The sequence below is a fragment of the Embleya australiensis genome, from assembly GCF_051903075.1.
GTDB lineage: Bacteria > Actinomycetota > Actinomycetes > Streptomycetales > Streptomycetaceae > Embleya.
Genome location: NZ_CP182422.1, coordinates 139,229 through 165,721, shown reverse-complemented (window position 1 = coordinate 165,721; position 26,493 = coordinate 139,229). Strand labels below are relative to the sequence as shown.

The window sequence follows — 26,493 nt, the reverse complement described above, 5'->3', positions numbered from 1 at the left end:
GCCGGGGTCCGCTCGTCGTACAGGTGGCAGGCGACGACGGCAGGGCTCAGGCGCGGGCGGGGCGAGGAGGTGGTCACGCCGGCAAGCGCCTCGCGGGTCGGGTTCACCCGGACGTCGCCATCGGTGGTGGTCGCCGATCGGACGGCGCCGGTGTGGAGCCGCCACCGTGTGTTGTCCACCCGCTGGACGTGGGGCCGGGTCTTGACACCGGCAGGTGTCAAAGGTCGGGGGCAAGCATCACGAGGGGTCGGGTCTTGCCCGTGCTCAGCAGTTCCAGCAGGGCGGCCTCGGTGAAAAGGGCGTCGGGGGTGTGGGAGACGAGGGCCCGGAGTTTCGGGTGGCGTGCGAGTGTGCGGTCCGCGGCTCGTCGTGCCGTGCCGACCGGGTCGGGGGCTCGTGTGGCCCGGGGTTGCACCCGCAGGCCCAGGCGCAGCATGGTGCCCTCGGGTTCGGTCGGATCGGCGGGGACGGCGAGTAGTTGGGCTCCGGTGATTTCCGGGGAGTCCGCTGCGGCGAGCCAGAGGCTGTCGATCGGGAGGTCGGTGGCGTGCAGTCGGATGGTTCGGTCGGTGCGTTCGATCACGCGTACGGCCGGACGCGGGTTCGGGCAGTCGCATCGGACGGCGGCCAGTGTGTCGCCGAGGGGCATGCGCAGTGCGGGTCGGTCGGTGCCGGATTCGGCCGCGCGGGTCAACAGGCATGCGGCGGGGGACAGTTCCAGTAGTTGGTTCGGGCACAGGTGGAAGGTGCCGGGGGTGCAGGTGGGGAAGCCGACGGCGACGCAGCCGGATTCGGAGGACGAGTAGCTACCCCACAGTTCGATGCGGGGGTTCGGTTCACGCAGGGCGGCGCGGATGCCCGGGGTCATGTGTTCTCCGGTCCACAGGGCTGCGCGCAGGTTCAGCGGAGCCCCCTGGTCGAGGAGGTGCTCGGCGAGGGTCGCGAGCGTGCGGGGATAGCCGGCCGCCACGGTTACTCCGATGTCCCGGAGTTGATCGGCCATTTCGGCGACCTGGCGCAGATCGGAGCCGGCGGGGACGGTATAAATGCCGCGCCTTTCGGCGTGGCGTTCGGTGTGGAGGTAGGCGCCGCCGGCCGGATAGCAGTTCAGCAGTACGTCCCCCGCCTGGAGCGGCGGCCGGTTGCCCGTGTGTTCGTAGCTGCTGTAGTCGTCGAGTGCCGCCAGTGCGCGAACCGTGCGTCGGCCGGTGCTTCCGCTGCTCAGCAGATATTGTCCCGGCCGGGCCCGCAGGTGCTCGGAGGCCGCTTCCATGGCCTGTGTCTTGGTCATGAGCGGCAACTCGACCATGTCGCCCGCGACGATCCGGTTCGGCGGCTCGTGTACGGCTGTGGCCTTCAGCCACGACTCGCACGCAACCGTCAGGTCCGGGCAGGCGGTGGCCCACCGCACCGTCGCGCGCAACTGCTCCATGGCGAGGTCGCCCAGCACGGTATGGGCCGAAGGGGAGGAACAGTGTGTATCCGCCATGGATTCACTATCGCCACGGCGCACACCGCCCGAAAGCCCCCACCCGAGTGAGGCCGGCGACCATCGCGCCGCAACGTCGGACGACCGCTGCCACGCCCCCTGTCAATGTCGGCAAACCGGGACAAACCCTCTGGGGAAGGGAATCGGCGGCACCCGGAATCCGGTGGCCCATTACGGCCTCTGAGCAGGATCGGAACGGCTTGTAACGACATCGGCGGAGGTTCGGTCCCGGCTGGGTGAGGTCGGGCGTTTGGGCTGGTGGGTGGGCCTACGGTCCCGGCTATGCCCGCGGAATTTCTGTCTGCCGGTGCTCATGCGGTCCTCCTGCGGTGGGGATCGAACGATCATGACCGCAGTGGGCTCCGTCCGGGGGCACGTTCGGGTGGGCCCCCCGAAGGTGTGTCGCCTACGGGGACTTCAGGAGGGCGTTGACGATGGTCGTCTGGGCCGTCACCCGGAACGGGTCCAGGCGTCGAAGGCATTCGGTGAGGAGTTTCGACCGGGTTCGGGGGGACGCCGAGGTGAGGATGCCCACGAGGGAGGCGACCTGTGCGCCATCCTCGGCCACGAGGGCGCGGGGGATGTTTCGGTGGATGCCGCGGATGGTGGCGGGTCCGATGGGGAGGCAGCCGGCGAGGACGGCTTCGAAGAGTCGTTGGCCGACGGCTCCGACGGTGGAGTATCGCTCGGGGGTGAGCAGGACGGAGGCGACGCCCTGTCGGTGCAGTTCCCGGCCCACCGGGTAGCCGACGCGGCCGATGAAGTCGACGTGCGGCCATGCGTCGGTCCGGGTCCATTTTCCGGCGACCCGGTGTGGGTGTACCCGCGCGGCGGGCGCGAAGAAGGTGGTGAACGCGGGGTCGCGGCCGTACTGGTTGCCGACGTACACCAGCAACCATCGGCGTGGTGCGGCGGCGAGGGCCTCGGGGTCACATGGAACCCAGGAATTCGAATTGATCATCCACGGAGATGGACTCCTCACCCGGATGAGACACGGTCGGGAACGCGTGGGCCCGGCCGACCGGGGCGCCGCGGGTTACGGATTGTGTGGGCCCGCACCGTTTCACGCCTCGCGTGCGCTGCCAACGCCCGCAAACGGTGCGGGGTTTCGGAAGTCGCGTTGTCTGGTGGTCTTGCCTTGGGCGTCGTATTCCAGGGTGCTGCACCCGCGGATGGCGAAGGTGGTCTCCGCGGCGGCGGCAATGCGCGCCCGCGCCCTCGCCGACGTGGACGCGGCCGGGTTCATCCGGTGGCGGACAGTCGCAGCAGCAGGCGGCGGGGGCGGTAGACGACGGTCAGGCGTTGGGGGCGGGTGTCGGTGCCGTCGGCCGGCCGTATTCGCCAGTGGCTCCGGATGGTGGCCAGAGCCATGGCCGTCTCGGCCCGGCCGTAGACGTCCCCGATGCACTTGCGCGCACCTGCGCCGAATGCCATGTAGGCGCCGCGCGGAAGATCGGCGGAGCGTTCCGGGAGCCAGCGGTCGGGGTCGAAGGCGTTCGGGTCGTGATGGCTGTGTCGGTTGCGGTGCACGGCCGAGGGCGCGAAGACGATCGTTGCCCCGGCCGGAAGTCGGAAGCCGCCCAGTTCGACCGGTGCGGTGGTGACGCGCGTGGTGAGCCAGACCGGGGGATACAGGCGCAGGGTCTCGGTGACCACGCGTGCGGCGAGAGCGAGTTCGGGCAGGTCGTCGTGGCCGGCGGCGGAGCCGCCCAGCGTGGTGGCGACCTCGGCGTCGAGCCGGCGCGCCCAGTCCGGGTGGCGGGCGAGGAGGTGCAGGGACCAGCACAGCGCTGCCGCAGAGGTCTCGCTGCCACCGATGATCATGGTGATGATCTGATCGCGGATCTCGGTGTCGTCGAGCGCCTGGCCGTCCTGGTCACTGGCGTGGACGAGGGTCGAGAGCAGATCCCCGTGGTCGAGGCCGTCGCGGCGGTATTGCGCGATGAGGCGGGAGACGATCGCGTGAAAGCCGGAGAGCGCGTGCCGGTATCGACGATTGCTCGGGAGCGGGAGGTCCTGCCACCTGGGCGGCATGAACAACCGTGGCACGATGCCGTCGACGGCGATCTCACAGGTTCGGTGGATCTCCTTCATGGTGGCGTCGTCCACGTGAGCCGAGAAGAGCGAACGTGTCACCACGCGCAGGAAGACGTCGAAGAACGTCGGGTAGGCGTCGACGACTTGGTCGTTGTGCCAGGAGCCGGTCATGGCGGCGATCTCCTGCTCCATGATCGTGCCGTACCCCCGCAACCGGGTGCGGCTGAAGGAGGGCTGGAGCAGGCGGCGTTGCCTTCGGTGGTCCCGATGTGGGCAGCTGGAGAGTCCGTTGCCCACGATGTCGCGGGCCCGGTCGAAGAAGGGGCCGCCCTTGTCGAAGGTCTTGTCGTCGTTGAGCACCGTTCGCAGGAGCTCCGGGTGGCAGGGGACGTGGGCGCGGTGGGCTCCGATGCGGATCTCCACCAGGTCGCCGTACTGCGAGAGGGATTCCATGAAGGCCATCGGATCCCTCATCAGTTGCCTTCCGTGACCGATGAGGGGCAGTGCGCCGGGTGCCGTCGCTGCGGTGAAGGTGATCGGCATGGGTTCGTCCTGCCTGCGCGGTGGATGGGGGCGGGTCACAGGAGATCGGTGGGGTAGGCCGGTCGATCCGGTGGGACCGGGTGGGAGTAGCGGCGGCAGCACCGGCTCCACTCCAGATAGCCGGACATGGCCGAGCGCATGCACACGCACAGGCGACGCGCCTGCTCCGACTCGTCGGCCGACAGGTGATGGGCCTGGGCGAGCGCAGGAAGCCGGTGCTCCAGGGCGAGGAACTCTCCACACCACGCGCGGATCATCTCGCGCACCCGGTGAAGGCTTCGATCGCGAGGCAGCCGCATCTGGTTCTCGATCACCAGGACGAGGTTGTGCACGTCGCCGCGGGACTCCTCCTTCTCCAGCGAGTGGACGTCGTTGAGCGTGTCCACGACGTCCGCGGTGATGTCGATCATTCGGCCCACCTCGGGGATGTCGCGGACGCGGGGGGAGCTCTCGAACCCGTACGCCTTCTCGCTCAGGTCGAGCATGGCGTGTACGAAGCCGGAACGGCGACGCAGTGCGAAGTGCTCGTCGATGGTGGGGACGTGGCGCCTGGCCCGATTGCGGCCCTCGGCCGGATAGGCGTTCAGGTACCACTGCCAGTGCGTGGATGTGCGTTCGCGCCACGGTGTCGACGCCTGGGCGCACAGGCGCGTCCACACGTCGGCGAAGGCGGCCACGAGCGGTCGCGGGGACGTGGGTGTCGTCCCGTGGCGGATGAGCCGGAGGAAGTCCGCGCACCCCGCGGCGATGCGTTCCGGCTGGTTCGCACGGTCCCCGTCGAACTGGTCGTCGAGGATGGTGGCCACCACGACGGCGTCGACGGCCAGGTCCAGCGCGGCGCCCTGCGCGGCGGGCAGCCAGTGGGCCATCAGTCCCGCGATGTCCCATTCCAGGAAACGGTGTTCGTCGTTCGCGTTGGTGATCAGTCCGTGCCGCTGTGCCCACAGGAGACTGCGGGTGCGGGCGGCGTCCCGATCCGGACCGACGTGTGGGGGGAACGGAAGGTCGATGTCGAAGTCCTGGGGCATGTCGGCTCCCTCGGTCGACGCCGTGCTTTTGTCATGGTGGGGGCGCCCGGCCCGCGGCTGCGGATCGGCCGGTCTCGCGGACGCTCCGGTGTCGGGGCGGGCTCGCACGGCATGTCGTCGTGGACGGTCGTGTTCGCTCCTGGCCGCAGGCGCGGGTCGGTCGTACCGAATCGGGCGCAGGCGTACCGAACTTCCTCGGGCCGAGGGGCGAGATGAAGCAGAACCCGGGTGCCGGACGTGGGCCCAGGCCTGCTCGCTGCGGGCGATCGGTGGCATGGCGGAGCGTCCCCACCATCGACACGGGACGGGCCCGCGCACAACGCGCCCCGCGCGCCGCGTGCGGGTTTCACGTTCGCCGTGCCCAGGACAACTCGTTCGCCAAGTGCGTGGCATACCCGCCGGGCCGGCCCATCGGGGCCCGCGTCGCGACCTGCGGGTAGCCGAACGCCTCGACGAGGGTGTCCGTATGCGCGGCGAGATCGTCGCACCGGGCGTCGAGCGTGTCGTCGAGGAGGTCGAAACGACGCGCGTCGATGAGTCCGTCGCGGATCAGTCGACCCGCCTCTCGGTCGAGCCGGCCCAGGGCGTACACCGTAGCCAGGGTGTGCGGCAGGGCGCGTGCCTTCGGTTCGGTGACCGCCGCGGTGGTGGCGAGCGGTGTGCAGCATCGGATTCCATGCCGAGAAGGGATCCGTCTCCGCACCCGCATCCACCGTGCGCCTGCGCAGCAAGGCGACGAGGCGGTACTCCCGGGCGCGGGCCAGGTACAGCCACAGTTCCGGGTCCGTCAGGGCGAGATCCCGCGACGGCGGCGGGGCGGTGTCCAGGACGATGAGCAGGCTGTTGCCGCCCGCGTCGTTGAAGACGTGACCGAGCCCTTGGTAGGAGAGGAAGCGGTTGACCGTGAGTTCGCCGGCCACGCCACAGCGCAGCCGGCGTTCGGCGGTGGTTTCCTCGGCGGTCCACACGGTCAGCACCTTGGTCAGGGCGAGGGTGTGGTCGGTGGGTGCCCAGGGCGCCCAGGGTGCCCATGTCATGGTGCCCACCGCCGCTGCGTGAGGGTCGGCCCGGGCTTCGGACGGGCCGTACCAGGCGCGTCCCGCGTCGTTCGCCAGGCAGGTGGCCGCATAGGAGTCGGCGAGGGCGACGAAGAGCGCGCGGCGCCGAGTGCGGTAGGCGAGCGGGCCCGTCCGCGGGGCGATACGGGCCATGGTGGGGCGTCGGTCGGCGTGGGCGAGCGCGAGGGCGGTGGCGGCGCGGGCGGTGAAGGGCAGCCGCGCGTGGTCGAAGCCGGCGAGAGCGTAGTCGAAGTCGAAGGGGGCCAGGGGGATCTCGGCGGGCGCCGACATCCGCACGCCCGGCAGGGGTCCGGCGGTGTCGCTGAGGGGCACCACGAAGGGGAACACGCCGCGTTCCACGCCCTCGACGTGAAGGCTCGCGCACACGATGCCGGTGCGTCGCTCGACCCAGGCGGGGTCCATGCCCGCCGAAGCGGCGAAGTTTTCGTTCGTGCGTACCGTCCCGAAGATGCAGGCGCCGGTTGCCAGGATGCCGATACGGCGTGATGTCATCGGATGCCTCCGTGTCTTCCTGGGTCGGTGGGGCGGAGAGCCTCGGCGCGACGGGGAAGGCTGTGCGTGGCCGGCGCGCACCGGGTGCGGCGGCGGACCTGCCCGCCCTGGATGACGATCGGGGTTGCGGGCGGTGTCGTCGCTGCCCAGTTGGGTGGCGAGGACGGCTATGGCTGTCGTTGTTTGCATCGACGCCCCGTTACGGCCGACGCGAACGCGTCGGGGAGCGGACACGACGTCGGATCGGCGATGGGCTGACGACAGCCGATTGGCTGCTCCGCTTCGTACATCGCGGACCGGAGGGGAGGTGCCCGCGGCGGCGCTCGGAGCCGCAAGTGGCAACACCGGTGTTCCGCCTCGTCGATCACGCACGTAGCTGTTGTCCGAGCTGCGGTGACGGCGACTCGCGCGGGGACACCCCGGACCGGGCCGTCGTCGTGCTGTTCACGAAGGATCACCTCACCCTCATGGTGTCGAGGTGCCGACACATTCAGACCAGCACCGAGCCCGTCGAACGGATAGAGCCCTGCAGAGCGTTAACTCGAATGGCCTAATCCGCCCAGCCGTTCCAGGCACTCTGGGCTGGTGGTGCAGGGCCGGCGCCCTGAGGTAGGGACGGCGTACGGAGTGCGTGATACGTGAAGGCCGCGCATTCGGGCCTGCGCGGTGCCGGCACCCGATCCCGTCGGCGACGACACGGCAACGCGGGAACTCGCGGAACCGGACCGGTCGCCTGACACGTTCATGCGCAGCGGGGACGTGGCGGTGGTCGGTTCGGACTCCTGCGCCGATCTGTACTGCCAGTTGATGAGTGGGGAGGAGTGCGCGCCGCACGTCGCGGGGTTCTGCGAGCAGGTCGGGATCCCGGCCGACGCGACGGCCTTGGTGGCGGATTACCGGGCGCTGCTGACGAGGACCGCGCGGGAGGTCGACGCCGGGTATCCGGCGAACGTCGACCTGAGGTTAGAGGGCGGACGGTGTTGGCCCGCCGCAGGGAGCCGAGCGGTACCGCAAGCAGCGCTTTCCGAGAGGATGGGCTCAATCGGGGTAGCTGACGCCGGGGAGTCCCACCGCGTCGTAGAGGTGGTGCAGCCAGCCTCTGGCGAAGGCGTGCTCGATGCCGGTGGGGTCGGCGGTGAGGCCTGCTTCGGCGGCCCAGGCGACGGCTCCGGCGACGGCGCGTTCGCGCCGGTAGTCGGTGGGGAGTGCGTCGGGGTAGTCGCCGAGGATGCATTCCTCGGTGAATACGCCGTCCCAGCGCAGGCCGGAGGGTGTGGCGGCTTCGCCGATCGCGCAGTCGTCGGCCATGACGTAGAAGGCCATCGCGGGCGCGCCGGTCGCGGCGACCACGGCGGTGATATCGGCGTCGTCGCCGGGACGGGAATACATCCAGATCTCCCGCCACGAGCCCCTGGGATAGTCGTCCAGGACGCCGTTGCCGAACGCGGCGACGGCAGGATGCTCGGCGAGTGTGTGGTCGCCTTTGGCGACGACGATGTAGCCCCAGTAGCCCATGGCAGGAACGTAGCGGCGCGAGGTGACAGAGGTTCGGCGGGCTGTGGCAACGGAGCGAATTACCGCTGGAAGATGGCCGGCGGCTCGGTCAGGAGGACGACCCGGTCGGCCCCGACCTCGAATCCGAGCACCGGATGGCCGTGGTCGCCCTCCGGGTCCATGAGCACGGGCTTGCCCAAACCCCGCCCGATCTCCCGCAGAAATCCGCAGAACGCATCGAGTCGCTCCTGGCCCCGCAACTCCCGCAGGTCGACGTCGAAGTCGATTTCGTCGTGGGCGTGGAAACGGAAGATCGCCAACACACCAGCCGTCGGCCAGACCCGCAGGTTCGGACACTCGGCGTCGCGCGGGCGGGACAGCACGGCCCTCGCCCGAGGCATCGGCAGCACCGTCTCGCCTTCGGAGTACCGGCACTCCCAACCCCCCGCCTCGACAAGATCCAGGACCGTCTGCCAGTCCTCCACCGAGGCGTCAGGGACACGCATGTCCGGGAGGGATCCCATCAGGTCGGGATCGAAGAAGCACTTCACGTCATCCCACAGCAGATCGGGCACACCACCATGTTGCCCGGCTCCCCACCCCGAACGCAGCCCCATTTCCCTTGACGAAACCCATAGGGGCACCTTTGCGCACGGGCCAGGAGTCAGTGGACGAGCGAGAGGGCGATCCGCCGATGTTCGAGCTGAATGTCGATCACGGTGACGGTGACGGTGACGTCGTCGCCGACCTGCACGACGTCACTCGGCTGTCGGACCGGTGTCGGCGCGAGTTCGTCGAGCGGGACGAGGCCTTCGATGCCGTCACCGACGCGGACGAACGCACCGAAGGGGACCAGTTTCGTGACGGTTCCGGCAAGCCTGGCTCCCACCGCGTGGGTGTCGGCGAAGATCCGCCACGGGTCCGGAGCGACGGCCTTCAGCGACAGGCGTGCCTCGTCGTAGTGGGTGTCGAAGGCGAGGAACTCCGCGGCGATGCGTTCACCGACGTGAACGATCCGCTCCGCGTCGTCGAAGTGCTTCCACGACAGCTCGGGGAACGTGATGAAGCCCACGCCGGGAAAGACCGGGTGCTTCGGGCTGCCGTCGAGGGCCACGAAGACACCGAACCGCTCGATCGAGGCCACGGTTCCCGTGAGGACCTCACCTCGGCGGCGCCCTGCCAACCATGCCCGGACGGCGTCGCGTTCGGCGTCGCCGGATGCCGGGCCGGCAGCGCCGCCTTGCCGGTGCGATGTTCCTCCAGGACGCTCTTCGGTCGCTTCGGCCATGCGCCGAGCTTCTCACGCCGGGCAGTTACCGCCTCAAGAACCGACTCACCGCCGCCGAGGGCCAAGCCGGCGTCGCCCGACTCGTCGAACCTCTCCCACCGGTCAACGAACCACACAGACCACCGGCATCGGCAGGCGCCAGTCGCCCACGAGGCCGGCGAGCAGCCGGCGGGACGACGTGCGGATCTCGACCCATCCCGAGTCGGCGAGCAGGGCCTCGCGAGTCCGACGCCCGACGTTCTCCCGGCCGCTCATGCCCTCGAACAGCACATCGATCCTGCGGAGTTCGGCCACGACCTCCCCATCGAGGCGCCCTGCCTCCACGAGACTCGGGACGAGGCGATGGGCGTGATCGAAGTCCAACGCCAACTCGTCCGTTCCCACGCCGTACTCGTCCAGCCAGGCAAGCTGGTCGGCGGGATCCGCGGCAAGCGTGGTCAACGACTCGATCAACAGGCGCCACAGGAAGGAGACATCGAGATTTCGCACAAGCGCATCATCGCGCCGATTCGAGATCACATGACGCGCCGACAGCGCGTAGCCCGCGCCTGCCGAACCTTCGTGCCCGAGTCCGCACTGCGTGAGGGTGAGCATCAACACCCGACAAATGTCTCGGCTGCGGCTGGTGGCACCGACCGTCGACTACACGCGCGCCGCGGTCCGAGCCATCCAACCCGGCCGTCTCTACAGCGAGTTCGGCTGGGCCTGACATCGAAGACGCATCCCCGTCCGTACAGATGGGCAGTCGAGTGCGAGATGTGTGCGTCGGTCAGTCGCGGCCGGCGTGTCGGAGGTGTTCCGCTGCGCGGCGGCCGAGTCGGTCCGAGGTGGTGGGGTCGAGGCCGGCGTCGGCCGGGAGCGTGACGGTGGCGAGGTGGGGCCCGATGCGGACGAAGATCGAGTCGACGCTCCTGGTGGCGCCGCTCTGGTTCGTGACGATGGTCATGCCGAGTGTTCGTCCCCGACGGCGGGGGAGGCGACGGCACGAAAGCGTGCGGTGGCACCCGCCCACGGCACGGGCAGGTCCGCACAGCCGGACGGCATGGCGCGGGTCTTGGCCAACTGAAGCGCGGCGCCGTGCTCTTCGTATGCCTGGACGGTGGCGACCACTCGGGTTCCGGCCGTGTTCCCGAAGGTTCGCCGTGCGCCGAGGCGGACGCCGATCGGGCCGGTCGGGGGCGCCCGCCAGGGCGCGGTCGCACCCGGCGTCGCCGCCGACGCCCGAGTACGGCGCGGCGGCCGGCTTGGCCGGGTGAGTATCAGGGATCCGCGGTCATGCCGCGGGCGGCGCCGGGGGGCCGACGGCCGGGGTGCGGGAGGCGAGGTAGTCGTCGGTGATCTCGCGTAGCCGTTCGCCGGGGAAGGATGGTCCGTGTCCGGGGTGGACGATGTCGATCTCGAGTTCGCGTAGCCGGGTCATGGTGGCGCGGTACGCGGTGATGTCGGATCCGTGGAGGGCGTCGAGGAGTTCGTCGTCGTAGACCACGTCGCCGGAGTAGAGGGTGGCGGTGGCGGCCTCGTACAGGCCGAGGCTGCCGGGGCTGTGGCCCGGCAGGTGCAGGACGGTGAACCGGTGGTCGCCGAGGTCGATGGTGTCGCCGTCGGCGAGGTGGCGGTGGGCCGGGGCCGGATGCAGGCGGTAGGTGTAAGGGTCGTAGCCCGGGTGCGGGAGAGCGGAGATCAACAGGTCCGGTAGCGCGGAGTCCGGTGTGTCTTCGGCGGCCATGCCGAGCTCGTCGAGGAGGGTGGTGGCGGCCAGGGAGCCTCGCGGGGGCTGGACGGTGTTCTCCTGGTGGTGTGCCCGGCGGTCGGTGAACTCGTGGGCGCCGCCCATGTGGTCGAGGTGTGCGTGGGTGAGGACGAGGATCGGTTCGTCCGCGAAGAGGTCGGGAAAGGCGGGGCGCAGGGGGGCCACTCCGAGGCCGGCGTCGACGAGGAGGTCGCGTTCGCTTCCGCGGATGTGCCAGATGTTGGCTTGCAGGAAGGGGTGGACGTGGGGTTCGCGGATCAAGGTGATGCGGTCGTCGACGGCGGTGGCGGTGAACCAGCGCTCCGCGACGGGCAGTGGGCGGGGGGCGGAAGGGTGCGTCACGGGCGGGCTTTCGGGTGCGATGGGGACTGGGGATTCGGCTCGAGGGCCCGGCTGGACCGGCCGAGCATGGCGTAGATCACGGCGGCGACCACGGGGCCGAGGAGAGCGGAGAGGTCGAGGCCGTCCAGGGCGGAGGCCCCGGGGCCGACCAGGACGGTGGTGTTGGCGAACAGCACGGCGGCGGTGGTGCCGGCTATGAGGGCGATGATCCCGGCCGGGTTGTAGCCGTTGCGGTACCAGTGGGCGCCGCCGGGGTGTTCCTGGTGGAGGGCGATGCCGTCGTACGCGTTGCGGCGCATCACGATGTCGACGCCGTAGATGGCCATCAGGGGGCCGAGGAAGGTGACGGTGAGGGTGAGGATGTCGTTCAGGGCGGTCATGAAGTCGGGTGAGAGCAGGGCGTAGGCGCACAGGGCTCCGCCGAGGATCGCGTCGATGACCACCGAGCGGCTGCGGCTCATGCGCAGCCCGAGTGCTTGGAGGGACAGGCCTGAGGAGTACGTGGTCATGACGTTGTTGGTGACCGAGGAGACGACGATCAGGGCCAGGAAGACCGTGTAGAACCAGTCCGGCACGATCGCGCTCATCGCGGTCTGCGGGTCGCTCATGTCGACGGCGGTGCCGGCGAGGATGCCGATGCCGCCCATGACCACGGACGGGACGAAGCCGCCGGCCGCGGTGCTTGCGGCGACCTTCCACGCGGACACGTCGGCGGGGAGGTAGCGGGCGTAGTCGGCTCCGTTGGACCACGACAGCGGCGCGGCGGCGATCACGGTGAAGCCGATCAGAGCCGACACCCACAGGTCGTGACCGGCCGGCGGGGTGAATCCGGCCGGGTCGAGGTCGGCGTGCCGGGCGACGAAGCCGCCGAGGATCAACGCGCTCAGGCCCAGCACCACGGCGAACAGCACACTCGTGCGGACGATCGTCGCGTGGCCGTAGAGGGCAAGCGCGAAGGTGGCCGCGCCGATGACGACCGTGACGGCCACCTTGACCGGGGCTGTCGGGTGGACGCCGAAGGACTCCAGCAGGGCGAAGCCCGCGAGCGAGCCGATGGCCAGGTTGATGCCCTCGTACGTCACGGCGACAAGCCATTGCGAGCCGGCGCCGAAGACGCGGTTGCCGCGGACGCCGAACATCGCGCGGCTGACGACCTGGCTCGGCGTCCCGGACGCCGGGCCGCTGACGGCGAGCAGGCCCACCAGCGCCCAGAACAGGCTGCCGAGGACCAGGACGGCGAACGCCTGCGCCACGGACAGGCCCAGCACGGACAACATGCCGCCCAGCAGCAGGTACAGGTAGCCGACGTTGGACGCCATCCACACCGGGAACAGGTCGAAGGGTCGGCCGTGCCGCTCCGCCGGGGGTACGTAGTCGATTCCCCTGGTCTCGACCCGCCCGACCCTGTCCTGCCGCGCCGCGCCGCCCACGTGTGTGGAGTGCTCGGGCGGCGGAGCGGAGCGGCCGTGGACGGATTCGTTCGTACGACCCTCGTGGCGTCTGTCGCCCGGTATCTCGGTCGAGTCCGGAAGAGCCATGCCCCCACCTCCTTGTTGAGCTTGTGCTCAATTACTTGTTGAGCAGATACTCAACCAAGGGGCGGGAGTCGGTCAAGGGAGGCACCGCAATCAAGCAAACCGTCAATACACTGAGCGCATGTCGAAGAAGGGCGCGCGCCTGCCGCCGCACGAGCGCCGTCAGGAGATCGTCGACGCCGCGCTCGCGCTTGCCGACACGGTCGGCCTGGACCGGATCACCTCCCGCGACGTCGCGGACACGCTCGGAGTGACGTCAGGGCTGGTCCATCACTACTTCGCCACCGTCGACGACCTCGTCGTCGCGGCGTTCACGCAGATCGCCGACGTGCAGAACGCCCAGGATCAGGAGATCTGCCGCACGCTGCCCACCGTCGACGCGCTGCGCGCGCTGGTCCAAAGGTCCCTCGGCATGGGCAGTGCGAAGGCCCGCATCTGGATGAGCGCCTGGGTCGCGGCCCCCCGCCGTCGCGAACTCGCCGACGAAGTCGATCGGCAGATGAAGGCCGGCATCGACGTCCTCGCCGACCTGCTGCGGCGCGGCAACGACGAGGGTGTCTTCCGCGTCCCCGATCCCGCCGCCGCCGCCCTGCGTATTCTCGTCCTCGTCGACGGCGTCCTCGTCCAGATCTCCATGCGCGCCGACACCGCCTACGGCGACGTCCACGCCCTGGTCTGGGACGCGGTCGAACGCGAAGTCGACCTCCCGTCCGGGACCCTTCACCATCGCGCGGCCGACGCACACGACCGGTGAGGGGTCCGCGCTCTTCCGGGCCGCGACACGTCCACCCGGCCCGCGGGGGACCGCAAAGCGGTGGACACCGCACGGTGGTTCGGAGAATGCGGCGATGTGATCACCATGTGCGAAGACCGACCCGCCTCCGCAACGGCCACCGTGATCGACGGCCTGCCGCCGCGCGCCTGAGCTCGTCTCGCGTCAGGCGGGCTCCGGCTGCGGTCAAGTGATCCTCGAAAACCATCCGGGCCCGGATGGCGGGACCGGTACTGTCCCGACCCGATGAAGCCGGTTGGGATGAGGCCGGGGATCGAAGCGGCCCGCCTTCTCGCCCTTGCGGACTCGACATTCGGCCCAGCACGGCCGTAAACAGTCCGAGCTTCGTTTCCTGCCTCGCCTCCGTGCCCACTCGGTCACGAGCCGGGCCGGGCGTTGTGCCGGGCGCAGCCGCGGCTCGGCGGTGGTTCGGCCCCGTGCCGTGATCGCTTTCGGGGATCGGCGCAGGTCCGAGGGGCGGCTCGCCGAAACGATCGCCTCTCGGTGGTGGCGCACCCGTGCGAGCAATGCCGCCGTGTCCCGGCTCATGCGGTAGCTCGGACCGTGTCGTTCGTCCTGAATGTGCGGGAGCTCTTCGAGGTCGCGGATCACGTGGTCGACGACGCGTCGGTCACGCCGGGCGGTCTGCACCTCGGCCAGGTGAAGGTACTTCAAGGTTTCCGGCGTATCGGGGTGGTCGTCTCCCGGGCCGCGCGCGCGGCCTTCACCCGACGCCCGCGGGAGATCGATCGCTTCCGCTCCGACAGCCGTGTCCCCGCGGCCGACCCGACGAACCCCGGCTCACCCGGAGGAGAACCACAACCGTACGTGCCGACATCCACCTCGCTGACACCACGCACAGTCACAGCGCGCTTCGTGACAGTGCACACCGTGCACTGTCACGGACGACCGCCGTGATGGAGGCTCGCCCTGGCCGGCTTCACTGCGAAGCCGGCGCCTACCGGGAAGGGAACCATCGATGTTCGATACCACGGCACGGCCTCGGCTCCGCCTGACCGCATTCCTGATCGGCACGACCCTGGCCGTCGGCACGTTCACCGCGGTGGGTACTTCCACCGCTTCCGCCGTCGGCTCGCACTCGACGGGGACCACAGTGTCAGCCTCCGCCGCCTCGGACGACGGCGACGGTGGCCCCCGCAAGTGCTACGTCGAGGTGAAGGTGAAGGGCAAGTGGAAGAAGATGCGGGTGCCGTGCAACTGACCCGATGGTCGTAGCGGCCGGGCGAGGGGCGGCAACTCCTCGCCCGGTCCGCCCTCACGGTGCCATCCGGGAAACAGCGTCGCGTTTCGGGGAGGCGGCAGGGGCGAGGGATCCTGCGGATACGGACCGCGGGGCGGTCGTTGTGGTCCAAGCCACCGAACCCGCCCGCGCCGCCGGCGCGTCGTCCGTGCCCACGGGCACGACGGGGCGCGCCGGCGGGAACTCCGGGCGAGGGTCGGGGCGTCAGTGGCGGCAGAACTTGCGCTCCGCCGCCCTGGGGTCGGGCGGGATGGTCAGCGCGGCGCGGTCGAAGGAGCCGGTGAGATTGCGCAGAAAGCGGCCCGGGGTCATCGTGTCCGTGGTCGAGTGCAGCAACTCCTTGAGGTCGCCGCAGTCCAGCGCCGCCCGGGCTGCGTGAATGTCCTCCTGGGCCACCATGTTCGGCGGGACCAGCGACCACGCGGCGGGATCGACGTACAGGGCGATGTTCCAGGCCAGGGGGAGCAGCTTCTCGTGACCGGCGGCGACGTGCTCGGTGCGTTCGATGTGCGCGCCGACGGTATTGGCCAGACCCCATACGTCGACCACGATCCCGCGCAACGGGGTGACCGCACCGCCGACGCCGAGCCGGCCCATCACCAGACCCTCGGCGGCGCGCACGTCCGAGCGCAGCGGCAGCGGCGGCAGGCCGCCGGGGACGGTGAGGTAGTTGCCGTCCGGTACCAGCACCCGCCGGCCCTGCGCGTCGAGGCGGAACAGCTCCGCGTGCAACCCCGGAAGGGTCTCGCTGTGCGCGTATGACGTGGTCGGATTGGTGGTCTTGGTCCAATTGACGTAGACCATGCGCTCGTTCCAGGTCTGATACACCCCCGGGCGCGGCCCGTCGGTGGTGGTGAGCCCCGACCGCAGCGCGACACCGCACCACACCGCCCAGACCGAGACGAGTACGAGCAGTGCCACCACCCGTCGATCGACGGGCACGAGCAGTGCCGGCAGCAGAATCAGCAGCACCACCGGCAACCACATGCGCCCGTGCATGAAGTCGCCGCCGACGCGCAGTACATAGAGCGCCTGGGCGAGCGCGGCCACCACCGGCGCGGTGCCGAGGATCACGGTGCGCCGTCGGCGCGGCCGGCGCCGCAGTAGGAGCAGCACCACCGCGGCCAGGATCGACAGGGCGGGCATCCACAGGTGGTACGGACGGTCGAAGTCGAGGAGGTAGTCCCAGCCACGTCCCCACAGTTGCCGGGTCGCGCTCTTGGTCACCGCGGGCATTGGATAGGGCAGTCCGTAGTAGCCCATGCGGAACACCTGGTACCCCAACGGGAGTACGCCGGCGGCCGCACACATCCCCACGACCGCCCACCGGCCCGGCCGGGTCACCAGGGCCAGGGCAGTCAGGAACACGATCGAGGTCGCCGCCAGCTCCGGGCGGATCAGGAAGCCGAGCCCGAACACCCCCGCCACGCACGGCAGTCGCCGGATCGACCGGGCGGGCGAGTCCCCGACAAGCAGCCACCACGACAGGCCGATCCAGCCGACGAGCAGCCCGGTCTCCAGGCCCGACGTGGCGAAGTCCCAGACCGGGGGCAGCGCGACCAGGACGAGCGCGCCGGCGGGCACGAGCACCCTGTCGGTCTCGGTGCGCAACAGTCGGCGGGTGCCGGCCAGGGCGAGCCACAACCCGGCCACCGACACCACCAGCCCGGCGTAGACGGCAGTGCGCGCCGGATCGCCGGGGGTCAGCGCGTCGAGCAGGGCCAGCAGCCACTGCCACAGGGTGCCCGTGGACGTCTCCACCCGCTCGCCGGGGCTGTACACGGGGCCGTTGCCGGCCACGATCTGCCGGGCCGCGCGCACGTAGATCAATCCGTCGTCGGTGATCCACCGGCGATGCCAACCCATGACGGCCAGCACCAGCACGGGAACGGCGATGGCGACACGATCGAGGATGCGGCACAGGCCGGCCGGGCCTCGGGCCGGTGTCGATTCCGTCGGTGTGGCGGGATCGGGGAGCGCGTCGGGCGCGAGTGCGGGCGCGGTGGTGCCGGTCATGTCGTCCTTGTGTTTCGGTTCCGAGAGTGGATGGCCGTCGAGGCGGTTGCGTGCCGCCCGCGTGTGCGTGGGGTCGGTCACGACCCGGGCGTCGGCGCGGTCGCGACCGTGTGCGAACCGTCGAATCCGAACGGCGGGCCGTCGGGCATGGAGTCGACTATGCCGCTTTTGAGCATGGTGCTTTGCGACAGAATCGCCCCGATCGGGTGATCCTTTCCCGGTAGGGTCACCACGTCGCGCACGCCGAGGAGGGCCCCGGTGTCCGGGTCGAGGATCAGTTCCCGGCGCAGGCCGCTCCTCGGATCGGTACGCGCCAGGCCGACGCCCCGTCGGCCGCGCCCGTCCGCGGCCTGCTCGGTCCGCACCACGCCCGGTACCCGTGTCAACGCCTCGTACAGCGCACCGGACACTCCCGGCGGCAGCACGCCCTGCTGGAGGATTCGTCCCATGTCGTCGAAGACGTCCTGGTCGAGATTGATGGCATCGCCGCCGGGTCCCCGGACGAGCCGTTCGCGGACCGCCGTCGACAGCGCCTGCGGAGTCGCGGGCAGGGCGGAGAGTTCCAGGTAGTTCCACCGCTTCGGCGGATCGTTGATCAGCAGCCCGTACGGTCCGGCCGCGCGTTCGTCGACGAACAGGCGGCGGCCGTCCCGTGAGACCCACTCCTTGCGCGAGTGTGGCGCAATCATGATCGGCACGCCGTCCCTGGCGGACCACGAGGACGACTCCTGCTCGGTGTACAGGACCTGCCCAGGGGTGGGGATCGGCGGACCGCCGGACACGTCGAGGGTTCTCACGGTCGTCTGCGGCGATCGGGACGGGCCGGTGTCGGGCGTACCGAACAGCGTCACCCCGGCCATGAGCGCGAGCACCGCGCCGACCGCGCCGACCGCGCCGATCGGCGCGGCGAAACGCGGCAGCCGGCGGGGGCGGGCCACGCGGGTGGTGCGGGCGATGTCGCCGGTGATCTCGCGCATCAGGTGCTCTTCGAGCAGTCGGCGGCGCTCGGGAGCCGGGAAGACGGCCCGGGCCAAGGCGTGTTCGGTCGCGTCGTCGTGCGGGTGGGCACGGTCGGCCTCGACGGGCGTGCCGGTCCCTGAGGCACGCGTGGCGGGGGTGGGGGGTCGGTGTGTCATGGGGCCGGCTCCCGAAGGATCGTGCGGATGGCGGCGGGCGGCGCGACGGTCGCGCCGTGCGGAACGGAGGAGCCGCGCAGGTCGCGCAGTTCCTCCTCGGCCAGCCCGCGCAACCGGGCCCTGGCGCGGGAGAGTCGCGAGCGCACCGTGCCCACCGGCAGGTCGAGCGCCTGCGCGACCTCGGCGTAGGTCAGCCCCGAACACACGCACAGCGTGAAGATCTCGCGATCGCCCCGGCGCAACCGGCCCAGCGCGGCGCGGGCGGCGGTCAACCGCTCGTCCTCGTCGATCCGGGTGACCACGGCGTCGGCGATGTCGGGGACGACGGTGCGCCCGGGCGAGCGGGCCATCGCGTGGCGATGTCGGCGCGCCGCCCGATGGCGATTGCGCAGGACGTTGACCGCGATGCCCATCAACCAGGGCAGTGGTGTCTCACCCTCGTCGCGCAACCGTTCGCGCAGTCGCCAGGCCTCCAGGAACGTCAGCGAGACCACGTCCTCCGACGCCGCCCAGTCCCCCGTGACGCGATAGGCGTGCGCGTAGACGACCCCGTGGTGCGCCTGGAACAGCTCGCGAAACGCGACGGGATCGCCGGCGCGGATCGCGGCGTGCATCGAATAGTTCACATGCCAAGTTGTCCGCAGCGGCCGCCGAGTTCCCGTGACGTGGATCACACCATCGCCGCGACGCCCGTCCGAATCCAAGCACGACAACCACACCACCGACACCCAGTGCTTCGCCCACGACGCCAAGCTCCGTCTGAAGGAAGCCCGGACCGACACGGCCGAAACCACCCTCCCCGCCCCCAACGTCCCCGGACTCGGCGGCTGCCCCACCCAGATCCCGACCAAGACCACAGTCGGCGGCCCGGACGCCAACCGGCACCCCTTCGCCTACGACATCGTCGGCAACCGCACCCAACTCGTCGACCACAACCCCACCGACGCCCCCACCAAGAACGTCGCCACCGAGTACGGCCACCGACCCGGAGCCACGCCCACCGACCCGGCCGCGTGGAACGAGGGCGACGTGCTGTTCGGGGCCAAGCGCGTCCACAGCCACGCCTTCCACGGTCCGGCCGACGCAATCGCGTTGGCGTTCCTCCGGTTTGCCGGCCCGAGGGACCGGGAGGAGTTCGGGATCGACTTCCACTTTTTTGCCCGGCGCCACATCGTCTTCGGGGTCGACTGGGAAACCCGGGACGCCATCCGCGGAAGCCTGGCCACCCGAGGGAGGACGTCCGTGTGATCGACCACGGTGATGCGCGGGGCGAACGCTGCGATACCAGTTTCGTTTTCCAGACGAGCGCACTTGTCCTGGGCGACGGGAATGCTCGCCTGGGCCATCCTCAATCCGGCTGAGCCATCACGATTGCCGAGACCGATCCCCGCGGTGGTGACACCGATGCCGTTCGGCAGTTCGGGCGCGCTCTGGCGGTGCACCCCAGCGGCCCGGTCGAGCCAGGAGGCGGTGGACTCGTAGGGATGGGCGGCACACGGAAGGCGTCTGCTCGTGTGCAGGTCCGGTTCGCCACGCGGGTTCGGTGTGGAGATCCCGCGTCGGCAGCGTCGGGCATGTGATCGGGGGCGGTGGGAGCAAGTCGGTCGAAACACCTTCGGGACGTACGGGCATCCGATAGCTTTTCGTCCGGCATCCGGCATCCGGCGCGATCGACGCATCGGGGGAGTGCGTACGCGTTTCCGGCTCGCGTTCGGGGCCCACGGGGGAGGGGACGGCATGCCCGTCGTGTTCGTGCATGGGGTGGCCACGCGGCGCTCACCGGCGTACGAGCGGTCCTCGGCGCAGCGTTCCGCGCTGTTGAGATCGTTTCTCGCGCCCGCGCTGCGTGTACCCACGGACGCTCTGACGGTGCTCGACGCGTACTGGGGTGACGCGGCGGGCGCGTTCGCCTGGGGGCACGCGTCCCTGCCCGACGGCGGTGAGGAGAGGTTCGGGACGGCGCCGCCCGAGGAATCGCCGCTGCCGGCGCTCGCCTGTGCGGCGCATTCCGAGACGGCGGCGAACGCGCCGCTCACCGCGGTCGCTCGCACGTGCCTGGCCGACGCGATCGACCTGTTGTGGACCGCGAGCGCGGAACGGGCCGGGCCTGCGGAGGCGGGGGAGTTGGCCGAACTGGCCGTCGCCGCCGTGTCGTACGCCGACCGGCACGCCGACCCGCCGTGGTTGGCCGCGGTCACCGACGACCGGGTGTTCCTGGACCGCTTGTTGGCCCAATTGCCGGCCCGAGCCCCGGACGCCGATGGTGCGACGGAGACCTTCGGCGGGGGCCGGCGGCGGGCCGCGGTGGGTCGGCTCCGGGAAGGGCTCGCCCGCATCGCCGCCGCCGGTCCCCGGGCCGCCACCACGGGATTGGTGACGGTCGGCCGCTCCCGCACCCACCGAGCGGTCTCCCGTTTCCTCGGCGACGTCCTGAGTTACCTGCGCCAGCGGGAACGACACGGCGCCGACGGCGCGATCGCGCGGGTGATCGCCGAGACGATCGAGTCGGGCGACCGGGCACGCACCGACACGGACCCGCGGCTCGTGATCATCGCGCACAGCATGGGCGGGAACATCGTCTACGACCTGCTGTCGTGCCTGCGCCCCGAGTTGGCGTGCGACAGCCTGGTGACGGTCGGCTCCCAGGTGGGGGTGTTCGCCGAACTCGACCTGTTCCAGGCCGTCGTCGCCCCGACGGACCCGAGGGCGGACCGGGTCCCGGCGTTGCCCAACCTGGGGCGGTGGATCAACGTGTTCGATCCGGACGACGTCATGGCGTTCGTGGTCGGTGGCATCTTCGACGACGCCGAGGACTACCGCTACTCCACGGGAGCGGGACTGCTCGGCGCGCACTCGGCCTACTTCCTCCGGCCCAGTTTCCACCGTTTGCTCGCGGCACGCGTGGCCCGGGCGCCGGACTCCGACGGGGCCGGGCACCCGGCGGGGCCGAGGCGGTGATCGCGCTGTTCCACGAGGCCCGTCCGGTCGGTCCTGCGATGCACGCGCTGATCATCGGCGTGGGGGGATACCCCTATCTGCCCGGCGGGGAAAAGTCCGATCCGCGACACTGCCTCGCGTTCGACGGGATGGCCCAACTCACCTCGCCGCCGCGCTCCGCGCTGGCCTTCGCGCGACGTTTGATCGACGGTGGGGCGAGTATCGGGAATCTGCCGCTCGGCACGGTGGACCTGCTGATGTCGTGGGCCGCGGGCGACAACGTGCCCCACCGGCCGGGTCCCGCTGCTCGGGAAGCGACCATCGACAACATTCGGGACGCGTTCGAAGGATGGCTGGCCCGTTGCGCGGCCGACCCGGACAACGCCGCCGTGCTGTATTTCTGCGGCCACGGACTGCAAAGCGATGCCCAACTGCTGCTGGCCGCCGACTTCAACCGACACGGCGCGACACCGTTCGCCCAGGCCATCGACTTCGACGAGACCCGACTCGCGCTGCAACAGCGGGGGCCGCGCACCCAGGTCTTCGTCATCGACGCCTGCCGCACGGACTGCTTCGATCTACGACCCGCCGGCGTGCAGCCCCTCGCCAGACCCGACCTGTTCGCGCAGGGCGTGTGCGAGAACGAACTGACCCTGCGGATGCCCGCGTTCAGCGAGGCGTGGGGCCGGCGCGACGACGTCTCCCACCTCACCCGGGCCCTGCTGCGCGCACTCGACGGACAGGCGGCCACCACCGACGAGAGCGGACGATGGGTGGTCAGCATGGCGGGTATCCGCCGATCCATCGACCTGTTGCTGATGGAGGAGATGAACGTCGCGTCGCTCCATCGAGGTGTGGAGGCCAACAACCTCGGCGACGCCGTGGTGTGCGTTCTCGACCGTGCCCCCTCGGCCCGACTCACCGTCAGCTTTCGGCCCGCCGAACCCGACCTGCCCGCCTCCTTGACCTGTACGCCCCTGCACCCGGACGACCTCCCGGCCGTCGACTGCGGCCGGGCTCGGCACGTGCCCCGGGACGGGAGCGGGCCGGCGGCCGACGAATGGCGGATGACGGTCCGGGCGGGTATCTACACGTTGCGGGCCACCTCGGCCGCCGCCGACGTCTCGCGACCGCACAGCGTCTACCCGCCCCACTCCCGAGCCGCCTTCCAGGAGTCGCCGTGCCTCCCGGACTGACCGTCACCCTGGACGCGCCGGACACCGCGACGACCGGCACACCGGTCTGCGTCGACGTCGTCGACCTCGGCCATCGCACCGTCGCCGCCGGGATCGTCACCATGGGACGGCCGTGCCCGATCGCCCTGCCACCCGGTACCTACGCCGTGCACGCGCTGCTGCCCTCGGGACTGCGGATCGGCGGGGAGTTCGTCCGGGTGGGGCACGAACGGGCCGGTCGGTGCGAGTACTCCCTCTCCCTCGTCGACCTGGCGCCGCACGCGTGGCTGACCGAGACGGCCCTGTTGGTTCCCCAACACACCGCACACTTCGGCCGCGTGGGCGATCCGAGCTACGTCGATACCTGGATGCGCCTGTGGACCTGCGGACCGTCGGGATGGCGGACAGTGCCGTTCGAGCAACCGGCGATCGACGTGGCACCCGACGGCATCCGGGTAGTGCTCGACATGCCGGCGCCGGGTTCGGCCCTGGTCCAGATCGGCAATCCCCACACGCCGTGGCAACTGCTGCGTCTGCCACCGGGACCGCGCGTATCGGTGACAGTACGACCGTCGCGGCCGGATCCGCCACGCCTGGTGTGCGCCGTGCTCGGCGCGGATCGGGATCCGGCCGCGCACGCTTTGCTGGGCTACCTCGCGATCGGCGCCGCCCGTCAGGCGCAGGCGGTCGCACAAGAGATCGCCGACCCGCGCACCGGGATGCAGGCGATCGCCCTGGGCTACCACCTGCTGCGCATCCGACGCCCCCCCGACTCCTGGCCGCCCGCGGTCCTGGCAATGTCCGCCGGGACCCCGGACGGTGCGATCATCGCCGCGCGTTGCCTGCTGGAGCGGATGCGCGCCGACAACGAGGCCCGGTCGGTCGAAGCCGTGCGCGCCGCGTTCACGACGGCCGCCGCACAGGGCCTGCCCGCGTGTACCGAAGGGCTGCGGATCCTGGTGGAGGGCCTGCGTTCGGCCGACCTTGCGAACGCCCTCGGTGTCGCGGCACGGTATCTGGCCGCGGCGGACACCACCGCCCCACTGCTCGCGTTCCACGGCGGTGCCCCCGACGCCCCCGGCTCGCCCACGCCCGACGGCATCCCGGGCGACGCCTTCATCGTGTCCTCGCCGTCGGCGATCGGATCTGCGGGGACCCGGCGGGCGGACGGCCCCGTCGACCGGACCTCGCCGGCGTCCACACCGGCGTGGATCGACGACTTCGTCCGCAGGACGTACCCGGTCGCCGCGGCCAAAGCCGTCATGATCTGCCTCGACCGGCAACAGGCCGAAGACCTGCTCACCCGGACATATCTGATGGCGGCGCGCGAGATGGATCCCGCGATGCGAACACGGCCCGACGACTGGCTCCATCGTCGACTCGCCCGCAACGGGCTGCCGCCCCGCAGGTGGCCCGCGATCCGCGCGAAGAAGGGACTGCGCTTCAACGCGCCCCCCGAGGCGAATGCCGCCCGCACGGCCGACGCACTGAGTGCCCTGGGAGCCATGGCGGCACTCTCGCAACGACAGCGCGCCGTGATCGAACTGAACTGCCTGCAGGGGATGACCACCGGGGCGATCGCCGCCGAGTCCGGCGTCTCCCAGGGTGTCATCGCGGCCGAATTGAAACGGGCCCGTCGATCCCTGCACCGACCGCTCGTGGCCGCGATGCCCGCCGCCCGGGTCCGCCGACTCGGCGAGGACCTGGTGGCGCAACCGGCCGACGAGAACCGGGACGTGCTGTACGACCTGCTCCGGGCCTGGCTGCACCGAACCCAGGCATGGCTGCGCGCCTCGTACGACAACGACGATGCGGGACGCGGCCGCGTCGCGCACCGGGTGGCAGCGGAACGGGGTTCACCGGATCCGCAGGTCCCGCGGTGACCGGCGTCGTGGCCACGTTTCGGGCGGTGGTCGCCGTCGGACTCCTGATGGGCGTCTACGTGCTGGTCCTGGGTCTGGCGGTAGGGGACGCCGTGTTGGTCTTCGAGGTCCTGCTGACCGAGACCACGGACGCGGCGGACACCTCCAGCCCCGTCGGAGCGATGATCACGGTGCCCGTGGTCGGGGCGCTGTTCTGGGGGCTCGCCGCGGTGAGCCGACCGACGTTCACCGACGTGGGATCGGTACCGCTCACGCCCGAACAGGCACCGCTGCTGTGGCACACGACCCGGCAACTGGCCGACGCCGTCGGCACGTCGCCGCCGACCGAGATCCACCTGGTGGCGGAGGTGAACGCCGGCGTCACCGAGGAGGCGTGGCTGCTGGGCCTCGTCGGCGGACGCCGCCGCCTGTACCTCGGACTGCCCCTGGTCCTCGGGTCGACCCAGGACGAACTGCGCGCGGTGATCGCCCACGAACTCGGTCACTACGCCGGCCGACACACGCGGCTCCTCGCGATCACCCACCGATCGCGCGGGTCGCTGCACGAGATCATGCGACGGCTGGAACTCACCGCCCGGGTCGCCTCGTACACCTTCCTCTTCGTCTGGGTGGTACGCAGGTTCTTCCTCGGCTATGCCAAGTGCTTCGACCTGCTGACCCTGTCCACAGGCAGGCGACAGGAGTTCGAGGCGGACGCGGTCGCCGCGCGCGTCGCGGTGCCTCCAAAGGCCGGCTCATCCGCATCCGTCGGCGATCCGGGTACCACTTCGATCGACGGGCGCGGCGTCGTCGTCGACGCGCTTCGCACACAGGCGGCGTTGGCCTACTCCTGGGATCGGCTGATCGCAGGCTACGTGGCGCCGGGTCGCGAGCACGGGATCGTCCCCGAACGTCCCTTCGACCTGTTCGTCGACATGCTCGACGATGTCGGCTATCGGGCTACCGTCGACCGGTTGCGGATGTCGCCGCCCGAACCCGAACGCACCCGGCGGGACACCCACCCGACCCTCGCTCGACGGATCGCCGCACTGGACGCGCCGGCCGGCCACAACCGCGACCGAGTGCGGCCCGCCGCCGCCTTGCTGGGCGACTGGCACCTCCTCGCCCGCAACCTTCGGTGCGAGGGCGAGATCGAACCGCCCTTCGCGACGGCGCGGTCGCTGCCCAACGACGAGTGGCTGCACCGGATCACGGCGCTGCTCGCCGGCGACGCCGCACATCGGCTGCGGGCCGTCGCGGCCCAGCACTCCGGCGTGCCGAACCCCGGGATCGGAACGGTTCTGGAACTGCTCGGCCGCGGCCACGGAGCCCGAATGGCCGCCGCCCTGGCCGCCGAGGGGACCCCCGCCCCGGGGCGCCCGGCGCCGGACGCCCACGAACTGACCGCACACCTGACGGCCCTGGTCAACGAGGCTCTCGTTGCCGCCCGCCGGGCCCGCTGGGTGCCGTCGTGGACGCAGCCGAGCCTCGCGGAGCCCATCGGACCGATGCCGCCCTACCTGGACCTCGTACGGGCGGCACCCCACGACCCGGACGAGGCACTCCGCCTTCGCGGACTTTTGGTCTCGGTCGGCGTCGACGTCGAAGCGGGTCCCCCACCCGCACGCCACCGCGGCGCGGCCGGGCACGACGCCGAGGAGAGCGAGGACGTGGCCGGCGAAGTCGGAATCGACTTCATCCCCCGCTGGCGAAGGCTGCTCCTGCCCCGGCAAACCCGGGAAGAACGCAGAGCCAACAACGTGTTCAACGTGCTGATGTTGGCGACGATGATCGTGGGTAGCGTGGCGGTCGCGCTGTACATCGTGGTGTACGAGCCGGACCACTACATCAAGCGCCCGATCCCGACGTATCAGCCGCTGCCTCCGGGAGACGCCCGGCTGCCGGATCTCGGCACACCGGGACGCTTCACATTCGACCCGGACCTCACCTGGCCGACCAGGGCGCAACCCACGTCGATCCTTCCCCCGCTGTGGACCCTCGTCCCGAGGAACTGACCCAGGAGGGCGGCACCCGCCTACGACCTGGACGCGGTCGAGCCACCGACGTGTGTGGAGTTCCCGGGACCGGGTGCGGATCGCCGACGGTCGGAAAAAGGGCAGAGGGGGCAGACAATTCGTCCGCCGCCACGGTTCCCCGACGCGATCCGCACGGGCCACCGGTGGCACCGTCGGACGCCGCAGGCCCGAGTCCTCTGCGACCGCACGTCCTCGGGCGCTGGGGCCCGCAAGCGGGCGGT

Annotated in this window: 25 protein-coding genes; 9 read left to right on the top strand and 16 right to left on the bottom strand. The window is 70.7% G+C overall.

The annotated features are described in order from the left end of the window. Positions 1–217: 217 nt before the first annotated feature. From ACMXN5_RS00720 to ACMXN5_RS00680, 9 genes are all read right to left on the bottom strand, one after another. Entirely contained in the window at positions 218–1,489 is a 1,272-nt protein-coding gene (locus ACMXN5_RS00720) for a hypothetical protein (RefSeq protein ID WP_439673479.1), read from the bottom strand. A 406-nt stretch (positions 1,490–1,895) separates the two neighbouring features. Continuing rightward, complete coding sequence (locus ACMXN5_RS00715) at positions 1,896–2,450, bottom strand: hypothetical protein (protein WP_439673478.1); 555 nt, start codon at positions 2,448–2,450, stop codon at positions 1,896–1,898. Between the two features lie 281 nt (positions 2,451–2,731). Beyond that, positions 2,732–4,069, bottom strand: a complete 1,338-nt coding sequence (locus ACMXN5_RS00710) for a cytochrome P450 (protein ID WP_439673477.1) — start codon at positions 4,067–4,069, stop codon at positions 2,732–2,734. 35 nt (positions 4,070–4,104) lie between these two features. Beyond that, positions 4,105–5,097 (bottom strand): terpene synthase family protein, encoded by a 993-nt coding sequence (locus ACMXN5_RS00705; protein WP_439673476.1) that lies wholly within the window; start codon positions 5,095–5,097, stop codon positions 4,105–4,107. A 346-nt stretch (positions 5,098–5,443) separates the two neighbouring features. Next, entirely contained in the window at positions 5,444–5,806 is a 363-nt protein-coding gene (locus tag ACMXN5_RS00700) for an acyl-CoA dehydrogenase (RefSeq protein WP_439673475.1), read from the bottom strand. 1,900 nt (positions 5,807–7,706) lie between these two features. After that, positions 7,707–8,183: a hypothetical protein gene (locus ACMXN5_RS00695; protein ID WP_439673474.1), complete on the bottom strand. Its 477-nt coding sequence runs from the start codon at positions 8,181–8,183 to the stop codon at positions 7,707–7,709. Between the two features lie 59 nt (positions 8,184–8,242). After that, positions 8,243–8,779, bottom strand: coding sequence for a hypothetical protein (locus ACMXN5_RS00690; protein ID WP_439673473.1), 537 nt, complete (start codon positions 8,777–8,779; stop codon positions 8,243–8,245). Between the two features lie 47 nt (positions 8,780–8,826). Next, on the bottom strand, positions 8,827–9,450 hold the full coding sequence (locus ACMXN5_RS00685) for a S1 RNA-binding domain-containing protein (RefSeq protein ID WP_439673472.1): 624 nt from the start codon (positions 9,448–9,450) through the stop codon (positions 8,827–8,829). Positions 9,451–9,552: 102 nt separating this feature from the next. Then, complete coding sequence (locus ACMXN5_RS00680; protein ID WP_439673471.1) at positions 9,553–9,939, bottom strand: hypothetical protein; 387 nt, start codon at positions 9,937–9,939, stop codon at positions 9,553–9,555. Between the two features lie 97 nt (positions 9,940–10,036). Here ACMXN5_RS00680 and ACMXN5_RS00675 point away from each other — a divergent pair, with 97 nt between their 5' ends. Then, positions 10,037–10,159 (top strand): hypothetical protein, encoded by a 123-nt coding sequence (locus ACMXN5_RS00675; protein ID WP_439673470.1) that lies wholly within the window; start codon positions 10,037–10,039, stop codon positions 10,157–10,159. A 60-nt stretch (positions 10,160–10,219) separates the two neighbouring features. On the opposite strand, the gene ACMXN5_RS00670 is transcribed toward ACMXN5_RS00675, so the two are convergent. The 4 genes from ACMXN5_RS00670 to ACMXN5_RS00655 all read right to left on the bottom strand — a co-directional run bounded on the left by ACMXN5_RS00670 (position 10,220) and on the right by ACMXN5_RS00655 (position 13,080). Continuing rightward, positions 10,220–10,396 (bottom strand): hypothetical protein, encoded by a 177-nt coding sequence (locus tag ACMXN5_RS00670; RefSeq protein WP_439673469.1) that lies wholly within the window; start codon positions 10,394–10,396, stop codon positions 10,220–10,222. Continuing rightward, positions 10,393–10,560, bottom strand: a complete 168-nt coding sequence (locus ACMXN5_RS00665) for a hypothetical protein (RefSeq protein ID WP_439673468.1) — start codon at positions 10,558–10,560, stop codon at positions 10,393–10,395. The genes ACMXN5_RS00670 and ACMXN5_RS00665 overlap by 4 nt, the downstream gene beginning before the upstream one ends. Before the next feature lie 163 nt (positions 10,561–10,723). Beyond that, positions 10,724–11,542, bottom strand: a complete 819-nt coding sequence (locus ACMXN5_RS00660) for an MBL fold metallo-hydrolase (RefSeq protein WP_439673467.1) — start codon at positions 11,540–11,542, stop codon at positions 10,724–10,726. Continuing rightward, on the bottom strand, positions 11,539–13,080 hold the full coding sequence (locus ACMXN5_RS00655) for a purine-cytosine permease family protein (RefSeq protein ID WP_439673466.1): 1,542 nt from the start codon (positions 13,078–13,080) through the stop codon (positions 11,539–11,541). The genes ACMXN5_RS00660 and ACMXN5_RS00655 overlap by 4 nt, the downstream gene beginning before the upstream one ends. A 118-nt stretch (positions 13,081–13,198) precedes the next feature. On the opposite strand from ACMXN5_RS00655, the gene ACMXN5_RS00650 reads away from it, so the two are divergent. The 3 genes from ACMXN5_RS00650 (at position 13,199) to ACMXN5_RS00640 (ending at position 15,071) form a co-directional block, all read left to right on the top strand. Beyond that, a complete protein-coding gene (locus tag ACMXN5_RS00650) occupies positions 13,199–13,831 on the top strand; it encodes a TetR/AcrR family transcriptional regulator (protein WP_439673465.1) in 633 nt (210 codons plus the stop codon). 582 nt (positions 13,832–14,413) lie between these two features. Further along, on the top strand, positions 14,414–14,767 hold the full coding sequence (locus tag ACMXN5_RS00645; protein ID WP_439673464.1) for a hypothetical protein: 354 nt from the start codon (positions 14,414–14,416) through the stop codon (positions 14,765–14,767). A 61-nt stretch (positions 14,768–14,828) separates the two neighbouring features. Further along, positions 14,829–15,071 (top strand): hypothetical protein, encoded by a 243-nt coding sequence (locus ACMXN5_RS00640; protein ID WP_439673463.1) that lies wholly within the window; start codon positions 14,829–14,831, stop codon positions 15,069–15,071. Positions 15,072–15,314: 243 nt separating this feature from the next. Here ACMXN5_RS00640 and ACMXN5_RS00635 read toward each other — a convergent pair whose 3' ends face one another. From ACMXN5_RS00635 to ACMXN5_RS00625, 3 genes are all read right to left on the bottom strand, one after another. Next, the gene (locus ACMXN5_RS00635) at positions 15,315–17,126 is read right to left on the bottom strand and encodes a hypothetical protein (protein ID WP_439673462.1); all 1,812 of its coding nucleotides are present in this window, start codon (positions 17,124–17,126) and stop codon (positions 15,315–15,317) included. A 77-nt stretch (positions 17,127–17,203) separates the two neighbouring features. Continuing rightward, complete coding sequence (locus tag ACMXN5_RS00630; protein ID WP_439673461.1) at positions 17,204–18,262, bottom strand: CU044_5270 family protein; 1,059 nt, start codon at positions 18,260–18,262, stop codon at positions 17,204–17,206. After that, on the bottom strand, positions 18,259–18,888 hold the full coding sequence (locus ACMXN5_RS00625) for an RNA polymerase sigma factor (protein ID WP_439673460.1): 630 nt from the start codon (positions 18,886–18,888) through the stop codon (positions 18,259–18,261). The genes ACMXN5_RS00630 and ACMXN5_RS00625 overlap by 4 nt, the downstream gene beginning before the upstream one ends. 34 nt (positions 18,889–18,922) lie before the next feature. On the opposite strand from ACMXN5_RS00625, the gene ACMXN5_RS00620 reads away from it, so the two are divergent. From ACMXN5_RS00620 to ACMXN5_RS00600, 5 genes are all read left to right on the top strand, one after another. After that, positions 18,923–19,510, top strand: a complete 588-nt coding sequence (locus ACMXN5_RS00620; RefSeq protein ID WP_439673459.1) for a hypothetical protein — start codon at positions 18,923–18,925, stop codon at positions 19,508–19,510. 489 nt (positions 19,511–19,999) lie between these two features. Next, positions 20,000–21,220, top strand: coding sequence for a hypothetical protein (locus ACMXN5_RS00615; protein ID WP_439673458.1), 1,221 nt, complete (start codon positions 20,000–20,002; stop codon positions 21,218–21,220). Further along, positions 21,217–22,395, top strand: a complete 1,179-nt coding sequence (locus ACMXN5_RS00610; protein ID WP_439673457.1) for a caspase family protein — start codon at positions 21,217–21,219, stop codon at positions 22,393–22,395. Before ACMXN5_RS00615 ends, ACMXN5_RS00610 begins: the two co-directional genes overlap by 4 nt. Further along, positions 22,380–24,257 (top strand): sigma-70 family RNA polymerase sigma factor, encoded by a 1,878-nt coding sequence (locus tag ACMXN5_RS00605; RefSeq protein ID WP_439673456.1) that lies wholly within the window; start codon positions 22,380–22,382, stop codon positions 24,255–24,257. The genes ACMXN5_RS00610 and ACMXN5_RS00605 overlap by 16 nt, the downstream gene beginning before the upstream one ends. Continuing rightward, positions 24,254–26,251 (top strand): M48 family metallopeptidase, encoded by a 1,998-nt coding sequence (locus ACMXN5_RS00600; RefSeq protein ID WP_439673455.1) that lies wholly within the window; start codon positions 24,254–24,256, stop codon positions 26,249–26,251. Before ACMXN5_RS00605 ends, ACMXN5_RS00600 begins: the two co-directional genes overlap by 4 nt. Positions 26,252–26,493 lie beyond the last annotated feature (242 nt).

Bases quoted from the DNA above. Each gene is read 5' to 3' on its own strand.
- ACMXN5_RS00720 (WP_439673479.1), bottom strand. From the start codon at position 1,489: ATGGCGGATACACACTGTTCCTCCCCTTCGGCCCATACCGTGCTGGGC.
- ACMXN5_RS00715 (WP_439673478.1), bottom strand. From the start codon at position 2,450: ATGATCAATTCGAATTCCTGGGTTCCATGTGACCCCGAGGCCCTCGCC.
- ACMXN5_RS00710 (WP_439673477.1), bottom strand. From the start codon at position 4,069: ATGCCGATCACCTTCACCGCAGCGACGGCACCCGGCGCACTGCCCCTC.
- ACMXN5_RS00705 (WP_439673476.1), bottom strand. From the start codon at position 5,097: ATGCCCCAGGACTTCGACATCGACCTTCCGTTCCCCCCACACGTCGGT.
- ACMXN5_RS00700 (WP_439673475.1), bottom strand. From the start codon at position 5,806: ATGCGGGTGCGGAGACGGATCCCTTCTCGGCATGGAATCCGATGCTGC.
- ACMXN5_RS00695 (WP_439673474.1), bottom strand. From the start codon at position 8,183: ATGGGCTACTGGGGCTACATCGTCGTCGCCAAAGGCGACCACACACTC.
- ACMXN5_RS00690 (WP_439673473.1), bottom strand. From the start codon at position 8,779: ATGGGGCTGCGTTCGGGGTGGGGAGCCGGGCAACATGGTGGTGTGCCC.
- ACMXN5_RS00685 (WP_439673472.1), bottom strand. From the start codon at position 9,450: ATGGCCGAAGCGACCGAAGAGCGTCCTGGAGGAACATCGCACCGGCAA.
- ACMXN5_RS00670 (WP_439673469.1), bottom strand. From the start codon at position 10,396: ATGACCATCGTCACGAACCAGAGCGGCGCCACCAGGAGCGTCGACTCG.
- ACMXN5_RS00655 (WP_439673466.1), bottom strand. From the start codon at position 13,080: ATGGCTCTTCCGGACTCGACCGAGATACCGGGCGACAGACGCCACGAG.
- ACMXN5_RS00650 (WP_439673465.1), top strand. From the start codon at position 13,199: ATGTCGAAGAAGGGCGCGCGCCTGCCGCCGCACGAGCGCCGTCAGGAG.
- ACMXN5_RS00640 (WP_439673463.1), top strand. From the start codon at position 14,829: ATGTTCGATACCACGGCACGGCCTCGGCTCCGCCTGACCGCATTCCTG.
- ACMXN5_RS00635 (WP_439673462.1), bottom strand. From the start codon at position 17,126: ATGACCGGCACCACCGCGCCCGCACTCGCGCCCGACGCGCTCCCCGAT.
- ACMXN5_RS00630 (WP_439673461.1), bottom strand. From the start codon at position 18,262: ATGACACACCGACCCCCCACCCCCGCCACGCGTGCCTCAGGGACCGGC.
- ACMXN5_RS00615 (WP_439673458.1), top strand. From the start codon at position 20,000: ATGCCCGTCGTGTTCGTGCATGGGGTGGCCACGCGGCGCTCACCGGCG.